The following is a 16,202-nucleotide window of genomic DNA, read 5'->3' on the forward strand; positions in this document are numbered from 1 at the left end:
GCTCGGCTCCCGGGGATGGTCGCCTCCGCGATGAGCCGGATCGCCACACGGGGACGGCGGGTCGTCAGTTGTGGGCTGTGCGCTCCGAGTTGGCCGCCGGGTGGTCGCCCACCGGCCGCCGGCCGTGGGCCGTGTTATGGCCGGCGCCGCGTCCGGCGCCGCCGGGCCCGGGGCGGGCTCGGAGCGTGCTCCGTCCTCGCCGTGGTCGCGGGCCTGCGACAGCGCGTCCGCGGTCCTGCGTCTGCGGTCCTGCGTCTGCGGGACGGCGACGACGGGCTCCAGCTCTCAACGTAGTCCCTGGGAAGGCGCCCGGCGAGCCGAGTCAGTGCGCGGCGGCCCCGGCGGCCTTGCCGGGGCCTGCGCCGGAGCCGGGCTTGAAGTCCGCGCCGTCCTCGCCGGGGGGTGGTGTGGAGCCGTCGTCGTCCAGGAACTCGCGGATCGCGAGAGCGACCAGGGTGATCACCGCCGTCCACACCACGACCGCCATGGTCGGGTAGGTCCAGGTGAACAAGACGATCGCGGCGACCACCAGGATGGCCACCCCGATCCAGCGCTTGAAGCGATGCACGAACCGCCCGACCGCCCCGAGACGCAGGCCCGCCGAGGTCGTCACGTCGCGCAGCGCGCCGATGCTCCTGCGGCAGCCCGTGCGCGTCACGACGGCGATCCGGGACGGGCCGGCGAGGAAGGCGCCGATGGCGGTGAAGAGGGCGACCGCGGCGAGGGCGCGGATACCGGCCCGCAGGAACTTGATCAGGGCGTCGTACACGGAGCCCGCGGCGGACTGGGAGACGCCGGCCGGCAGGTGGTTGAGGTAGACGTCGCGGAAGACGGTGAGCCCGATGCCGAGGACCAGCATGGCGGCGAACACCGCCAGGGCAGCCCCGATCAGCGCATGCCGACGGTTGAACGCCACGTAGACACCCGCGGCCGCGACCAGCAGCGCGATGAGGGGCAGCCAGCCGCCGAGGAGTTGCAGCACTCGCACATAGGACCTGATCTTGCCGACGTCCTTCGACGCGAACACCACGAAATTCGTGTGGACGTCTGGGATCTTGGCGGCGGCCGAGAAGCCCGCGGCGACCAGCTGGTCCTTGACCTGGGCGACGATCGGGCCCAGGTCGACGACGACCTGGTTGTTCTCCACCTTGACGGTGCCGTCCGCCTGGCCGGTCAGGGCCTTGTCCAGCGCCGCGTGCGCCCTGCGGTTGCCGTTGACCCAGACCGTCTCGAAGGCACTGCTGGTGACGACCCGCTCCACCGTGCCGCTGACCAGCTGCTTGAGGCCGCTCTCGATCGGGCCGTCCAGGTTGTTGATCAGCTTCGCCGTCTTCGGTGGCACACCCTTCGCCGAGGCAGCGTCCGTGAGCTGCTTGACCAGCGCCTCCACGTCGATCTGGGCCAGCACGGCGGCGGTGATCCGGTTCGTGGCCGCCTTCTGGACGTCGGGGTCGCTCGCCAGCGGGCCGACGGTGTCGACGTAGCGGTCGGTGTCCTGCACGATGCTGTTCGCCCACACCGCGACCACGGACAGCATCGCGAGCAGCGCGGCCAGCAGGATCAGCACGACCGAGCCGAGTGAGCGCAGCGGGTGGTGCCGGGCGGCTCGGGGCGTCCCGGAGTTCTCCAGGGCGTGGACCCGCTGCCGGAGCTCGGCCAGTTCACCGCGCTCCGTGGCCGAGAGCTGTTCGTCACCGCTAGCGCTCATGGTCAGCAGCACAACCGCCCGTCGTGGCGGGCGCGACCCGGGTGGAGCGGGCGGGTGAACGGCACACCGAGGTGCGGGGGCCGGGCCGCGGTGATGCAATGGGGTCAGGGAGCTTTGGGGCGAGGGCCACGAGGGGGGACGACAGCCACGAGCACCAGAGGTGACGCCGTGAGCGACGAATTCGAAGACGTGGGTCCGATCGACTATCTGGTCGTCGAGTTCCCGGGCAACCGGATGACGGGCGAGGGCTTCCCCATCCTGGTCGACCTGGTGGACCGCGGACTCATCCGGATCCTGGACCTCGTGTTCATCCGGAAGGACGACGACGGCTCGGTGGCCGGCCTGGAGATCGGCGATTTCACCGGCGACGGCGAACTCGACCTCGCCGTCTTCGACGGAGCCTCCTCGGGACTGCTCGGCCAGGACGACATCGACGAGGCCGCCAAGGCGCTGGAGCCCGGCTGTTCCGCCGGCATCCTGCTCTACGAGAACCGGTGGGCCGCACCCTTCGCCGCCGCCCTGCGCCGCGGCGGGGCCAGGATGATCGCCTCCGGGCGGATCCCGGTCCCGTCGGTCGTCGCCGCCCTCGACGCGATCGAGACCGCCGGCTGAACGACAACCGACGACGCCGACGGGCAGCTGACGGACAGGTTGATAGACAGCTGACGGACCGAAGGGAAACAGTCATGCCAGGTCTCCTCCGCGGGGTCGCGCGCACCGCCGTCGTCGCCGGAACGGCGACCGCCGTGTCGAACCGGGTGAGTCGCCGACAGCAGGGACGATGGGCGGCCCAGCAGGAACCCCAAGCGGCTTCTTACGCCGCACCGGCGGCGGCTCCGGCGGCCCCCGACATGAACAGCAAGATCGAGCAGCTGAAGCAGCTGGGTGACCTGAAGACCCAAGGTGTGCTCACGGAGGCCGAGTTCGAGGAACAGAAGCGCCGACTCCTGGAGGCGTGAGCGCTGTCGCTGACGGAGCGGATTCGCCAGGGACGCCATGATGTGTGGCTGGGGCTGGGGAGTGCAGACCGGGTGGCCGCGCCTGAGGATCCCGCCTGCGCCGCCTGGCTCGTGACACCCAGCGCACGCAGGGTGCCCGCCACCCCGGTCCGCACCGACAGATCCTTGGCCGTGCGACGGCCCCCGGCGCTGTCGTCCGTGGCGGACGGGCTCACAGATGTGTACCCCCACTCCCCCGGTTCCAGCGATAGCCTGCGGCTGCGACTCCTCGATCACCGGCGCCTGGGACTGGGCGTCGGTGAACTGCGCATGCTCGCAGACACGGACAGCTCACTTGTCCGCGGCCAGCCTTACTGCCTGTGCTACGTCGACGCTGTGCGCCAGCGCCTCGGCGTAAGCCGCTCGACTCCCCCGGCGTTCTCCACACCCGCCAGGGGCCGCTGGACGGGTCGATGCTGCGGGCGTTCGTGGAAGTCGTCCAGGCCGCGATGTGCCCTGAACGCGTCGCCGCCAAGTTCACCACGTGCGAACGTGTCCGTGGCCTTCTGGGACGCAAGCCCGGATGGGCATGGACCGCTGTACTCGATCCCGCGGCGAGTCCCACCGTCTGCGGCATGCCGGCACACACGGGTCGTCGGCTTCCGGGGCTCAGGCTGTCAAGGCTCCGCCGCGAGCACCTCCCACTTGTTGCAAGGACACGCCACCTCAGCAACTGCTTGACCGTCGCTCGAAAGGGCGTAAAAGCGCTGTGCCTCTATGCCGGCGTCGGGATGCGGCTGTTCACGCGCGGTCCGTCTGCCGCTGTGCTGGTCGGAGAAGACGATGAGCCGCCGATGACGCCGTCGGCGTGACATCCCCCGCCAACCGCAACCGCAGACAGTCATGCGGGGCTCTCCCCCTGCACATGCACCCGAGCTGGAGGAGACCGACGTGAGCATCACCCTGGGACACCACACGCCGCAGACTTTCGTCGACCCCTACGCCGCCGACCCGGCGCAGACCCCGTGGCCTTCGGCAGCCGGGCAGGACACGGACTGTCTGCTGCCACCGCCCAATCCCGCCGAGCGCCTCAGCATCCTCATCACCCCCCGCGACCAGCGCCGCCTGGCCCTGCACGCCGCGCTGACCGCCGCCGGCATCCCGCCGCGGCCCGAAGACCGCGACGCCATCGACCAGCTCAGCACCCTGCCCTCCAGCATCAACACCACCCTGCAGCGCTGGCTGACCCACACGGCATGAAACGGACGACGAACGGCTGCGACCCCTACGCACCGAAACGCGTACGCACTCAGCACCACCTGCCAACGCACGAGGCCTTGTCAGGAACTGTGGACGGGGTTTCATCCGGGCTGTCTATAGCATCAGCGCGTGCCGGAGATATGGATCGGTCTCGACGTCGCTGCCCGGCGTAGGAACTGGTGGTGGACCGCGGTCTCGACGCTGCTATTCGCGGGCATGGCGGTGGCGACGCAGGCGACAGCCACGACGGAACGCTGGTGGTGGGCTGGCGTCGTCGGCGCCGTCTGGCTCTCTTCGCTCTTCTACATGATCAACCGCGGATATGGCCGAACGCTCCTCGCGCCTGACCGGATGCAGTTCTCCACCTTCGTGACTCGCAGATCCATAGCGTGGAGTGAGATCACCAAGATCGAGCCGCGGAGACACCGGACAGGCAGCGGGGCATGGTGGGAGGTGCGTGTGCACCGGGCGAGGGGACGATCTCTGGCAATCCCGGGGATCTTCGCCAGCCGTCGTGGCGATGAGGTCTTCGAACGTAACCTGGCGGTGATCCGCGAGTACTGGGCCCGCGCGGCAGCCCTGGATTAAGTCACGTGCCATGCGTGCTTGTTGAGGCCATTCACGCTGCTTGTGCTTCAGGGCGTTCGACGAAGTGGCCGCGTTCGAAGCGGGCTCCGGAGCGGCCGAGGGCGACGAGGTGGGGTGCATTGACGGCCCGCCGTCGGGCCGCGCTGCCTGCTCCCGGGGGACTTGGTCCGCGGGCGGAGCGTGGTCAACGTCGACTCGATCGGGTTGGTCGTGCGCAGGTGGATCCAGTGCTCGGCGGAGAAGTCGTAAAACGCCAGCAGTTCCTCAATGTCGTCGATGATCTTCTTGACGGGACTAGGCCGTGTAGCGAAAGTGGCTGGTAGCGCGCTGTGGGCATGCTCGAGAATCCGCTAGCTGCTCGTGTCGCGGGCCTGCGATGGTGTCTGTCATGGATTCCGAGCCGCGTACTGATCTCGTCCGTCACAATGACCCAGGGGGCATTCTGGCTCGGTTCGGGGGTCGGGTGCTTGTGGTCTGTCCGCGTGGCGGGGGCCGTGCTCTCGTGATCCCCCGGCCTGGCCTTCCTGACCCCAGATACTTCAGCGAGCTCCTGTTCCAGCCGCGTCGTCTGGCTTGTGGAGGGTGCGGTGCCGTCGCCGACTGGAAACCTGAAGTGCGGGGGGCTGGGCTGGTCGGCGCGGTGCTGGGCGGTAGTGAGGACCCGTTCTTCCAGCAGCCGCTGTGGCTGCAGACCCGTTGCGCCGGCCACATCTTGTGGGCCTACAACGAGGAGCATGTCGACGAGCTGTCTGCCTACGTCGGGGCGCAATTGCGAGAGCGCGGTGGCGTGCGGCCGACGATGTCGATGTTCGCGCGACTGCCAGCGTGGATGAAAAGGGCGGACAATCGCACGGAAGTGCTGGCCGGCCTCGAAACGCTGCGGGAGCTGGCGAAACGGATGGCACCTGCTGACCGCTCCGATGCCGCGCACGGGCGCGGTGACCGTCCCCGCGCGCACATGAGTATGTATTTCCGGGGCGCCCCTTATGAGCTTTGAAGGCCCTGGTCACAGCCATTCGTTGATGGCTGCGATGAGAACGGTTGCCGCGTAGCGGACTGCCAGCTTGTCGTATCGAGTGGCGACAGCCCGGTGCCTCTTGAGGCGGTTGGTCCCGCACTCGACCGCGTGGCGCTCTCGGTAGTCGACCGGGTCGAAATACGGCGGGCGGCCGCCACGCGAGCCGAGCTTCTGGCGGTTGCGGGCCTGGTCGGCTTTGTCCGGGATGGTGCAGCGGATCCCAGGGCTAAGCAGGTAGGCGCGGTTCTTGCGGGAGGAGCACGCCTTATCAGCCCGTACTCGATCGGGGTCGCGGCGGGCGCGGTCACGCAGCAGGTCGGCCCAGGACTCGGCGGACTCGCGGGAGTCGTCGGCCATCGTGGGCAGCTCCTTGGTGCCGTCCGCGCGCGCCCATCAGCACCGGGCGCGGCAGGACTCCGCCTCGGTGAGGTGGATGCGCAGGTCGATGCGGTCGGCCCGGATGCAGACATGATCGGATCCCGCAGGTCGCGCTCGTCGAATGCCTGGTGGTCAGCCTGCCACTAGCTTTCGTGCGGGGCGTAAGGAGGCGCAAGGTCGTGAGCTGGCGTGAGTGGAGGACGGTGGCTCGACGCTCTGCCGCTCGACGCGCCGGGCCACCGAATTCCTTCGTGGGAAGCCGAAATTACAGGTAATACCAGTCCACGGCCACGTCCTCGCCGCCATAGCCGGTGTCGATGATCGACACGGTGATGACCGGGTTGCCCTTGGTCTTGCCGCCGACGTACCAGCACTTGATGTACTGGGAGCCGCGCTTGGGCGGGCACGACTGGTCCGAGCGGTAGCCGACCTTTCTGCCGTTGATGGTCTGGACGGAGGCGGCGAGGAGATGGAAGCCGTCCCACTTGGGGTCGGATCCCGCGCCATCGCAGGCGGTCAGCTTGGCCCCGGTCGAGGCGTCGCCCGTCGAACCCGCAGCCTGCTGAGTGCCGTTGTAGAAATGCGTGGAGGCGCAGTTCGCCAGCCGCTTCACCTGCGTCGCACGCCAGCTGAAGTCGCCGCTCCACTGCACCCGCGGGTCCGCGAGGGCCGTTCCGGCAGTGATGCCGAGTACGAGCGCCACGCTGCCGACCACCGTGCCGACGCGGGCCGCGGTCTTTGTTGCGAGGGAGCGCCTGGAAGTCGCTGTTGCCATAATCCCGCTCTTTCCTGTGGGGAGGAATCGATGACTGAAAGAGAGGGTGTCTGGCCTGGTGAGCGCCCGCGTGACTTGATGATGATCTACCCATTACGAGTTGATCTTTTTCCAACTGGCTCAGGCGTGAGCCCCCGTTGCCCAGGTCTTTGCCCTCGATTCTTCTGGCGAGTGAATGGGCAGCGCCGGCGGCCCGTCCAAGATCCCGCCAGCTGGTGCAGCTGCCGGTTGTCGTTCAGGACGGCGACCGTACCGGCGTTGACGCTGGACTCGCTCTTCTGTCAGTAGTGGCCTGCAACGGCCACCGCGCGGTGTCACCACGTGGGCTGTCCGAGCGGCAACGGAGTTCCTCATAGGCAGGAGATCGACCAAGATCCTTCTGTTGCACGAGGAACTCCGTTGGGTGCTCAGGGTTGTGGCCTGCCGGCAGCAACGACCATCTTCCTGGCCGGAGACCAGTCATCCTCTCCACAGCCCGCCCTCGCTGAGCTGCGCTCGGTCGCCGTTCCGGAGTCGGTGCCGTCAACGAGCCAGCCTCCCGGCAGTAGTGGAAGGGACGGCCGCGTCAGCGCCGCTGGAAGGCGCGGCTGAGGACGTCGGAGGCGACCGCCAGCCCGAGTCGGTGCCCGTGCTGGGTGGCGAAGCGGTAATGCACGCCGGCCCAGATTCGCGCCTCCATGAGCTCGGCTGTCGCCGCCCGAAGGCTGTCGTAGTGGCGGGTCGTGCCGGAGGCGGGGCTGTACGCGGCGAACGTGAGGTCGTCGCGGCCGAAGAACGACCCCAGGGCCGTCATGACCGCCGTGGTGAAGCAGGCGTGGCCCGACGGGTACTCCGGCGACGGGGCGGTGACCCGCAGCGGCGTCCAGTCCGGGTCGGGATCGGTGGCCGCGTTGCCGTCGGTGCCGGCGAGGGGAATGGCCGTCACCGGGCGCCAGAAGTTCCAGTGCGCCTTGGCCTTGTAGCAGGCGATCAGGGTGTCGGCGGAGGCCACGTAGACCATGGCGAGCAGCCGCGCCGTCCGGAGGCTGCTGAGGCGGTGCGCGTCGGCGAGTTGCCGGGTGATCGACCATTCGACCATCTGGGGGTCGTCCCACCAGATCGCTGCCTCGGTCTGGTCCTCGGTGCGGACGGTGCTGGTGGCCGCGCCGAGGCGCTTGACCTCGTTCAGGTCGCGGGCCCATGCGGCGCTGGTCAGAGCCGGCGGGGGCTTGACCCGGTAGGCGCCGGCGTCGGGGATGACGAACGGCTTCAGGTTCGGCACCCAGGCGCCGGCGTTGACGTAGCCGGGCGGGGTGAGCCGGTACTCGCCCGGCTTGGTACCGACGGTCCACGTTGCGGTGGGGTCGAAGCCGTCGTCACGGCGGCTCTCGGTCATCGCCGCGGCGGAGGCCCTGCCGACGGCCACCCCGGCGTCCTCGGCACGGCCGTCGGGGATCGCGGCCAGCGCCTCGTCGTACCGGGCGTTCAGCGACTCGGCCTGCGCGGGGAAGAGCCACAGCAGCGTGTCGTGGGCGGCAGCGGCGACCGCCGCGGCGGTGGAGTCCCCGGGGCGGCTGCGGGGCGCGCTGACCAGGGGCTCATACGGGCGGCCGGCGATGGCGTTGACCGCGTCGTACACGGCGCCCTGCACGATGGCGAAGCTGCGGGTGCCGGCGGTGGGCGACTGCTTGGCGGTGTCGTAGATGGCGGTCTGAGCGTGGATGTTCCAGGCGATGACGGGATTGCCCGGGGCGGCCTCCACGCCGCCGTGCGCCTCGGCGGTGGTGGCCGTCAGCGGTACGGTCAGGGCGAGTACGGTGAGGACCGCGATACGGCGTAACCCTTTGGATAATCCGGCGAGCGGATGTGGTGTCACGAGACCCCCAGGGGCTTGTCGGTGACAGGTTGTCCGAGCCTATCGACGGGGGGTGAGTCTTGTCGTTACATCGACAATCCGACGGGATGCCCACCCAAATGCCCGTCGCCTCGGTGACGATTGCGCGGGCTCTCGTTGCAGGTCAAGAGCACTTCCGTGTTTCTGGCCAGCTCTTGGACAGCCCACCTCGGAAAGCAGGGGTCAGGAAACGCCCTTGCGCAGCGAGGCGATGAGGCAGTCAAGGTCCCCGCGTGCCGTGTACGTACGGATCGGGTCGATGTAGTCGCGTGACTCGATGATCTGACCGTCCCGCACACGCATGACGAAGATGCAGGGCACCTTGGCCGTGGAGTCGTCCGGCAACGTGAACTCGTAGGCGAACTCGGCGACGATCACTTCAGAATCGGCGGTCTCGTGAACGACGACATCGACGACCCTCCTCTTCGGCAAGGTCTCCCGAACTTCCGGCGGCACCGCGAAGTGCTCCCGGAGCGCACGCCGACTCGTCAACGGCTCGGACTCCGGCGTCGCCATCGGATGACGGACATCGGTCACCTCGCCATACAGGTCGGGCAACTCGCTTGAGTTCCCTTCAGCGACCCCATGAACAAGCCGGAGAAACACCTCGCGCGGACTCAGACTCACAAAACCCCCCAAGTAATACGCACAGGCAGCTGACGATCATTATCGCCTGATGCAGGCCTGTACTGCGGACGGTCCCGACCAGTTGTGTCCCCGTGCACTCGTGACGCACTCCCAGAACGGTCCGCAACACGCACGGACCTGACCAGGAGGGTTGTAGCGTGCGCAACCGCCCGTGATGGGCGCAGCAAGGCAGGTTGGAGCCGTGCCGTCCTAGTACTCCAGAGCGACTTCGTGATCGGGCTAGGCGTCGAGGTAGTGGTAATCCCCATCCGGGAGGCCGATCGCTAGGCCTCCGTTGTGGACTCTCCACTCGCTCATGCCGTCGACGTCGTGGCTGACCAGAAACAGCCCCCGGGGCCTGTCGTCGTACTCGTCATCCTGGTCGGAGGCCGGGATCTGGGCGATCTGACGCAACCTCTCCTGGAACCAGTCGAGGGTCACCGCGCGGATGTTTCCCCCGTAGAAGGCCCACCTGACGGCGTTGTACTGCCGAGGGGGGAAGGCCCAGCCCCCGCTGTAGGTGCGCTCCGGATCGTCTGCTTCCACGATCTCCTTGATCTGGGCCAGCTGTCCCTCGTCACACTGCAGCCAGCCCCTGACGGAGACCATGGTTCCCACGGCGGTTGCTCCTCATTCGTGTGGCGCGCTGCCCTGGCGCGCGGTTCCTGTGCGCTTGCACGCTAGGGGCGACCTGCTCGGTCACGCAAAGGGATTGACAGGTGGATCAGCCGCCTCGGGGGAGAGCGCGCCATCCCCATCCGGTCGGCCCTCGCGATTTTGCGCTGGGCCCGGGTGAATATGAGAACGGCCAACGCGTGATCATCAGGGGTTGTGTGGACTCCTGGAGATAGTGCGATGGCCACGGGCCACGGCATAGACGCGGCCCGATGGCAGGCGATGTTCGACCAGGCCATGGCCCGCATCGCGGGCCGGTTTCGCTGAGTGGAACCGCGGGCGACGGCACGGGCGTTCATCCTCGGACTGCTGTCCGGCGTCGAACGCAAGAACTGCTGGCAGCTGGCCGAAGAGGCTGGCCATGCCCGCCCCGGCGCGATGCAGAGGCTGCTGCGTAGCGCACGCTGGGACGCCGACGGGGTGCGCGACGAGGTCCGCTCCTGCGTGCTGGACCACCTCGGCGGGGACGGCGTGTTGATCGTGGACGAGACAGGGTTCCTGAAGAAGGGCCTGCGTTCGGCTGGCGTGCAACGGCAGTACACCGGCACCGCTGGTCGGATCGAGAATTCCCAGGTCGGGGTGTTCCTCGCCTACGCGTCCTCGCGAGGCCAGGCCCTGATTGACCGTCGGCTCTACCTCCCCGAACACACCTGGTGCCAGGATCCCGATCGCCGCTCGGGCTCCGGGATTCCCGAGAAGGTCGAGTTCGCCACCAAGCCCCGCCTGGCCTGGCAGATGATCGAAGCGGCCTTGGACGCCGGGTGCGCCTCCAACTGGGTGACTGGCGACGAGGTCTACGGCCAGGACCCACAGCTTCGGTCCGCCCTTGAGGCACGCGGAATCGGCTACGTCCTGGCAGTCGCCTGCACCACCAAGGTGCGGATCAACGAGAACCGTACGGTGGTCCAGGCCGCCGCCGTGGCCGCCTCACTGCCCGGGGACACCTGGCACCGGCAGAGCGCCGGCGCCGGAGCGAAGGGCCCGCGCTACTACGCCTGGGCGTGGGTGCAGACCGGAGCCGACAAGAACCGGTTCCTGCTGATCCGCCGCAACCCCGCAACCGGCGAACTTGCCTTTTACTGGTGCTGGTCACCGGGCCAGGTGGCCCTGGCTGGGCTGATTCGCGTCGCCGGGACCAGGTGGTGCATCGAAGAGTGCTTCCAAGCCGCAAAAGGCCAGGTCGGCCTGGACCATTACCAGGTCCGCCACTGGACCTCTTGGCACCGCCACATCACCCTTGCCATGCTCGCGCTGGCCTTCCTCACCGCCGTTGCCGCCAGCGCGAAGCCAGACCGGAGCACCGACCCGAACCGCCCAGTCCGCAGCTGCGACCCGATCGACCTGACTATCCCGGAGATCCGACACCTCATCGGCACGCTCTTCAGACCACCGGCCACACCGCCGCACCACCTTCTGGCCTGGTCAATCTGGCACAGGCTCCATCAGGCACAGGCCAGACGTGCCCACTACCGACGACGGCTCACCAGCCACTCGGATACCTAGATCGCGAAGTCACACTGGAGTACTAGGAGGCGAGTTTGCCGGGCCGGCGGTGATCACATGACTGCCGTCGGGGCGAACGGACGGCCGGGCGTGGCCGCCAATGCCGGCGTGGGTGTGGCCGCGAGGAGCGCGACAGTGGTTGTCAGAGGGGCATCGGCCGCCCGTGTTCTGTTCGCGCTCACCCCGGTGATCTTTCAGCTGGGGTAGTCGAGCTGAGTGACCAACAGGTCAAGCAGCGTGAAAGTCCTGGCGCGGGAGGGGGCTCCGCCGCCGTGACCTGGGTTCTTTCGGGCTGTTCGAATCTCGTGGACCGGTCGTCGTGTCACCGCGCAGTCTTTCTTCCGTCACACGAACCCCTCACATCGGGAGAGACGACATGCGCACCCACCGTTCCGCCCTCCTGCTCGGCACCCTCGTACTCGCCGCCGGAGGAGTCCTCGCGGGCGCGCCCTCCGCCGGCGCCACCGCCGCCGAGGACAACTGCAACTACATCGCCGACAGCGCCAGGCCCACGGTCCACCCCGGTGACAAGGGGAACAACGTCCGCCAGGTGCAGTGCCTCATCGACTTCTACAGCAACTACCCCACGTGGATCGACGTGGACGGGGACTACGGCCAGAAGACCGCGGCCGGCATCTACTACGTGCAGACCTGTAACGGCACCACGGGCGGCGCCGACGGCATCGTCGGCTCCAGCACCTGGTCCCGTCTCTACAGCCCCAAGCCCGCCTGCGCGCTGTAGGCCCGCGGTCGGCGCTACCACGTTCCACCGGCTGTCCGCTTCCGTGCGAGGGAGCGGACAGCTTCGACCGGCCCGGATCATGCACAGGAGGACCCCGCGATGACGGACCCGAACCCCGCAGGTGCCCGACGCCCCGCCCGCCCGGTGCCCCTGGTGCCGCGCCGCGTGTTCCTGGGGGCGCTCGGAGTCGCCGGAGCGTTGAGCGTCGTCCCCCGGCTGCCCGCGGCTGCCGCCGCCTCCGCCGCGTACACCTTGCGGTCACGTGCCGCCTGGGGCGCGGACGAGACCCTGCGGTACACCGCCGGCGGTACGGAGATCTGGCCGCCGGAGTACTACCCGGTCCAGACGCTCACCGTGCACCACACCGACGACGGCAGCACCGATCCCGATCCGGCCGCCGTGGTGCGGGCGATCTACCGCAACGACACCGTGGGCAAGGGCTACGGCGACATCGGCTACAACTTCCTGATCGACAGGAACGGCCTGGTGTACGAGGGGCGTTGGTCCGGTACCGACGGCACGGCAGCCCACGATGCGACAGGGCGGATGGTCACCGGCGCGCACGTCCAGGGATACAACAGCGGGAACCTCGGGATCGCCCTGCTGGGCACGTTCACGACCACTCCCCCGACGACCGCCGCGCGTACCGCACTCGTCCAGCTCCTGGCCGACCTCGTAGGGCGCCACGCGCTCGTCCCGGCGGGCAAGGTGCTCTACCGCAATCCGGTGAGCGGCGTCACCCGCGCGGCGCCCGTCATCGGAGGTCACCTCGACTGGGCGGCCACCGACTGCCCGGGCACGGTCTGGTCCCACCTGCCCGCCATACGCGCGGAGGTGGCCGCTCTGATACCGGGATGACGGCTCGGCCGTACGCCATGACGCATTTCCGCCACCGGACGTAGGGGAGGACTCTTCTCCGCCTACGACGCCGTCGCGCACGGCCGAGGATGGCTTGGTCCCGTCTTTGTGTTCATGCGGCGGTGGGGCATTGTCGACCCCACCGGGCCAGGAGTGACGCATGGGGGGACCGTGCTGCGTATCCATTTCACGGCGGAGGATCTCGCGCGGACCAGACTCGCCGAACGCCCTGACCCGTTATGGGAGATCACCGCCAGCCTGCACCGACTTCAGTCCCAGGCCGGGCGCTGGGCCTATGCCGCCTGGTACCGCGACGCCCTCGCCGCCATCGCGGACCAGAAGCTGGGCTCCGTCGTACGGACCCTGCTGATTCCGCTGTTCCCCCGCGCGTCCTACTTCCCCGACTTCCTCACGCCGGCCGAGGCGGACCAAGGGCTGCGAGCCGGGCTCGACGCCATCCTCGACACGCCGTCCGCCCGGGTCCGCCAGGAGATCGGTCTACTGGCCCAGGTGCGGAGGGTGCCGAGCGAGATGTACCGCCTGGCCGACCAGGACGTCCGCGCGGATCTCGGCACGGCGCTGCGCAGGTATCACGAGGCTGTCATCGCTCCCTACCTCGACCACATGCAGTCCCGCATCGACGCCGAAGGCGCACGGCAGAGCCGCGCTCTGCTGCACGGCGGAGCGGAGGGACTGCTCAGGGGACTGGGACCGGCCATGCGCTGGAAGGCACCCGTCCTCGAGGTCGACTACGTGGGGGGCATCGATCGTGATCTGCGTCTGGACGGTCGCGGTCTGCTCCTGATCCCCTCGTACTTCTGCTGGCAGAAACCGGTCACCTTCGCCGACCCCGACCTGCCGCCCGTCCTGCTCTACCCGCTGGCCCCGGCCGACCGCGCGTCCCGGCCCAGTTCGTGCGAGGCACCGCTGTCGGCACTGCTCGGACGTACCCGCGCCGCCGTACTGCTCGCGGTGACGTACGGAGCCACCAACTCGGAGATCGCCCGTGCGGTCTCGGTGTCCGCCGCCAACGCCAGCCACCACACCACGGTGTTGCGCGACGCGGGACTCATCTCCAGCCATCGCCACGCGAACACGGTCCTGCACACCCTCACCCCGCTCGGCGCCTCACTCCTGCGGCTGCCCGACCGGGAACGCCGGGGCACCTTGCAGGAGAGCTAGGGGCCTTCATTCGTACGCGTCACTCTGGTTTTCAGTACTGATGGCGATCATGCTGGGGCAGGTAGAGGGGACTGATCTGAAGCCAGTAGCCCCGCACGAGGTCTTCGGCCTCCCGTACCGTCCGTTGAGCGCAGGGTGCATCCGACGGCGGACGCTGCCCGGCTTCGGTGGTGGCGGAGCCCATGCGCCAGGCATCCCTCAGCGTCGCCCGACGGGATGCTCGGCGGTACGCAGCGGGAGTGCACGGGCTGCTGTTCCGGCCCGCCAGCCACCATCGCAAGAGCAGAATCGCTGCCACCGCCGACGACGCTCCGACGGCGTACACCTCATGACCGGCCACTGGTTCCTCCTGCCGCACGCATGGACCGTGCCGGATTCCTGTGCCCCCGAATCGCCTTCTCAACATCACCGCTGGGTCAAGAAAACCTCACAGCGTCACGCGAAACTCGGGGAGTCGGCGCGGAACGCTGTGCGCGTGTCCCCGTACCCGCCGCCCATCGCGGATGAGTCAGCCTTTGGGCCCCTGCGTGAGCGAAACGCGTGGTCTTCTGCGCACCGAACAGAGCGATGCCCTTGCGACGACAGGGAGTTGGGTTCTGGTCGTCGGCCGGCAGTACGCGGATGGTCATCGAACCCCGTCCTCGAGGGACAGCGGCAGTGTGGCGGTCACCTCGAAGCCCTCTGCGGGTCCCGGACCGGCGTTCAGGGTGCCGCCCACGCTCCGGGCCCGCTCCCGCATTCCGATGAGCCCGAATCCCGGCGGGCCGTGGGAGGGGCCCACCCCGCCGCCCGTCCCGTCGTCCCTGACACTCACCCGCAGTGCGCCGTCCGCGGTCCACAGACCCACCCGCACGGTGAGGTCCTCGCGGCCACCGTGACGTACGGCGTTGGTGAGCGCCTCCTGCACGATCCGGTACGCGGCGGCGCCCACGGAGGGCGGGATGTCCTCCGCGCGGACGGACAGTTCGACCTTGGCCCCGGCCACCCGGCCGGTCTCCGCGAGACCGGACAGCCCGTCGATCCCGGGCAGCGGCCCCCGCATGTCCTCGGGCCCGGAGACAGAACCGGACCCCGATCCGGGGTCCGCGTCCGCTCCCGCGACCGGGTCATCCGCCCGCAGCACCTCCAGCGTCGTACGCAGTTCCCCCCGGGCGGTCCGGCAGGTCCCCGCGATGTCGTCCAGGGCCTGGGCGACCGCCTCGCGGTCGAGGCGCTCGGGGTCGGCGGCCAGGACGTGGGCCGCCACGGACGTCTGCACGCCGATGAGCGTGATGCTGTGCGCGAGCAGGTCGTGCAGGTCACGGGCGATCCGCAGCCGCTCCTCGGCGACGCGGCGCCTGGCCTCCTCCTCCCGGGTGCGTTCGGCCCGTTCGGCCCGCTCGACTATGGAGGCGACGTACAAGCGGTAGTAGCGGACGGCGATCCCGATGAACAGCACCGCGATGATCCAGCCGGAGATCTCCAGGGACTCACCGGCCCCCTCCTGGTTGGTGAGGCCGTTGCTGATCACTGTCGGGCCGAGGACGGCAACACCGGTGAGCAGCGTGCGGCGTAGGGTGCCGGTCGCCGCGACGGTGTAGAGCGCCAGGACGATCGCAGGGGCGGGCAGGGCGGGGTTGTAGTCGAAGGCGTAGTACGGAGCCATGCACGCCACCACCCCGAGCAGGGCCACCAGCGGACTGCGCCGCCGCCATACGAGGGGCACGTGCCCGGCGAGCAGCAGCATCCAGCTGAGATGGTCGGGCCGGGTCCCCTCGCCGCCCGTCAGGGTGATGGCTGCGGCGAGCACGGCGACGCCCAGTGCGAGGACCGCGTCGTTGCGGGTGCGGTGCGGTGCGGTCAGCGGTTCGCGGTTGACGGCGGACATGATGCGCTCGGCGCGACGGGACCGTCCGCCGCCATCGTCCGCCGTATGCGACATGTCCGCCGCCGACCGGTCCCTTACCCCTGTGGTCGTTCCCCGTTCTTCCACGGCTCCATCTTCCGGTACTCGTGCGGGAACCCGGGCGCCCCTCCAGAAGGAGAGCCGCCCGGGCGGGCCCGCCGGATCAAGGTGCACGATCAGCGTGCTCGATCA

General features: G+C 69.0%; 14 protein-coding genes and 3 pseudogenes. 9 read left to right on the forward strand and 8 right to left on the reverse strand.

Translation table 11 applies throughout. The features are described from left to right. Window positions 1-322: 322 nt before the first annotated feature. Entirely contained in the window at window positions 323-1,708 is a 1,386-nt protein-coding gene (locus tag OHN19_RS00415) for a hypothetical protein (protein WP_330262118.1), read from the reverse strand. Between the two features lie 168 nt (window positions 1,709-1,876). Between OHN19_RS00415 and OHN19_RS00420 the strand changes: the two genes are divergently transcribed. The 4 genes from OHN19_RS00420 to OHN19_RS00435 all read left to right on the forward strand — a co-directional run bounded on the left by OHN19_RS00420 (window position 1,877) and on the right by OHN19_RS00435 (window position 4,494). After that, on the forward strand, window positions 1,877-2,320 hold the full coding sequence (locus OHN19_RS00420; protein WP_330262119.1) for a DUF6325 family protein: 444 nt from the start codon (window positions 1,877-1,879) through the stop codon (window positions 2,318-2,320). A 74-nt stretch (window positions 2,321-2,394) separates the two neighbouring features. Then, window positions 2,395-2,667, forward strand: coding sequence for an SHOCT domain-containing protein (locus OHN19_RS00425; protein WP_330262120.1), 273 nt, complete (start codon window positions 2,395-2,397; stop codon window positions 2,665-2,667). A gap of 930 nt (window positions 2,668-3,597) precedes the next feature. Next, on the forward strand, window positions 3,598-3,906 hold the full coding sequence (locus OHN19_RS00430) for a hypothetical protein (RefSeq protein WP_330262121.1): 309 nt from the start codon (window positions 3,598-3,600) through the stop codon (window positions 3,904-3,906). Window positions 3,907-4,035: 129 nt separating this feature from the next. Next, window positions 4,036-4,494, forward strand: coding sequence for a hypothetical protein (locus tag OHN19_RS00435; RefSeq protein ID WP_330262122.1), 459 nt, complete (start codon window positions 4,036-4,038; stop codon window positions 4,492-4,494). Window positions 4,495-4,525: 31 nt separating this feature from the next. Here the strand turns inward: OHN19_RS00435 and OHN19_RS00440 are convergent. Next, window positions 4,526-4,802: pseudogene (locus OHN19_RS00440) on the reverse strand (IS256 family transposase); the annotation flags it as partial. Between the two features lie 332 nt (window positions 4,803-5,134). Here OHN19_RS00440 and OHN19_RS00445 point away from each other — a divergent pair. Then, window positions 5,135-5,491, forward strand: coding sequence for a hypothetical protein (locus OHN19_RS00445; RefSeq protein ID WP_330262123.1), 357 nt, complete (start codon window positions 5,135-5,137; stop codon window positions 5,489-5,491). Window positions 5,492-5,500: 9 nt separating this feature from the next. Here the strand turns inward: OHN19_RS00445 and OHN19_RS00450 are convergent. From OHN19_RS00450 to OHN19_RS00470, 5 genes and pseudogenes are all read right to left on the reverse strand, one after another. Then, window positions 5,501-6,033 (reverse strand): annotated as a pseudogene (locus OHN19_RS00450) (hypothetical protein); the annotation flags it as partial. Between the two features lie 122 nt (window positions 6,034-6,155). Next, the gene (locus tag OHN19_RS00455; protein ID WP_330262125.1) at window positions 6,156-6,665 is read right to left on the reverse strand and encodes a hypothetical protein; all 510 of its coding nucleotides are present in this window, start codon (window positions 6,663-6,665) and stop codon (window positions 6,156-6,158) included. 565 nt (window positions 6,666-7,230) lie between these two features. After that, window positions 7,231-8,520 (reverse strand): vanadium-dependent haloperoxidase, encoded by a 1,290-nt coding sequence (locus OHN19_RS00460; RefSeq protein WP_330262126.1) that lies wholly within the window; start codon window positions 8,518-8,520, stop codon window positions 7,231-7,233. 201 nt (window positions 8,521-8,721) lie between these two features. Beyond that, window positions 8,722-9,165 carry a nuclear transport factor 2 family protein gene (locus OHN19_RS00465; protein WP_330262127.1) on the reverse strand — a complete coding sequence of 148 codons (444 nt, stop codon included), beginning with the start codon at window positions 9,163-9,165 and terminating at the stop codon, window positions 8,722-8,724. 240 nt (window positions 9,166-9,405) lie between these two features. Then, complete coding sequence (locus tag OHN19_RS00470; RefSeq protein WP_330269497.1) at window positions 9,406-9,774, reverse strand: hypothetical protein; 369 nt, start codon at window positions 9,772-9,774, stop codon at window positions 9,406-9,408. Between the two features lie 288 nt (window positions 9,775-10,062). Here OHN19_RS00470 and OHN19_RS00475 point away from each other — a divergent pair. From OHN19_RS00475 to OHN19_RS00490, 4 genes and pseudogenes are all read left to right on the forward strand, one after another. Further along, window positions 10,063-11,185, forward strand: a pseudogene (locus OHN19_RS00475) (IS701 family transposase). A gap of 534 nt (window positions 11,186-11,719) precedes the next feature. Further along, a complete protein-coding gene (locus OHN19_RS00480) occupies window positions 11,720-12,085 on the forward strand; it encodes a peptidoglycan-binding domain-containing protein (RefSeq protein ID WP_330262129.1) in 366 nt (121 codons plus the stop codon). A 99-nt stretch (window positions 12,086-12,184) separates the two neighbouring features. Further along, window positions 12,185-12,943 carry an N-acetylmuramoyl-L-alanine amidase gene (locus OHN19_RS00485; protein WP_330262130.1) on the forward strand — a complete coding sequence of 253 codons (759 nt, stop codon included), beginning with the start codon at window positions 12,185-12,187 and terminating at the stop codon, window positions 12,941-12,943. A gap of 171 nt (window positions 12,944-13,114) precedes the next feature. Beyond that, window positions 13,115-14,125, forward strand: coding sequence for a winged helix-turn-helix domain-containing protein (locus OHN19_RS00490; protein ID WP_330262131.1), 1,011 nt, complete (start codon window positions 13,115-13,117; stop codon window positions 14,123-14,125). 625 nt (window positions 14,126-14,750) lie between these two features. Here the strand turns inward: OHN19_RS00490 and OHN19_RS00495 are convergent. Continuing rightward, window positions 14,751-15,992 carry a sensor histidine kinase gene (locus OHN19_RS00495; protein ID WP_330262132.1) on the reverse strand — a complete coding sequence of 414 codons (1,242 nt, stop codon included), beginning with the start codon at window positions 15,990-15,992 and terminating at the stop codon, window positions 14,751-14,753. Between the last annotated feature and the right edge of the window lie 210 nt (window positions 15,993-16,202).

This window comes from Streptomyces griseorubiginosus (assembly GCF_036345115.1).
GTDB lineage: Bacteria > Actinomycetota > Actinomycetes > Streptomycetales > Streptomycetaceae > Streptomyces > Streptomyces griseorubiginosus_C.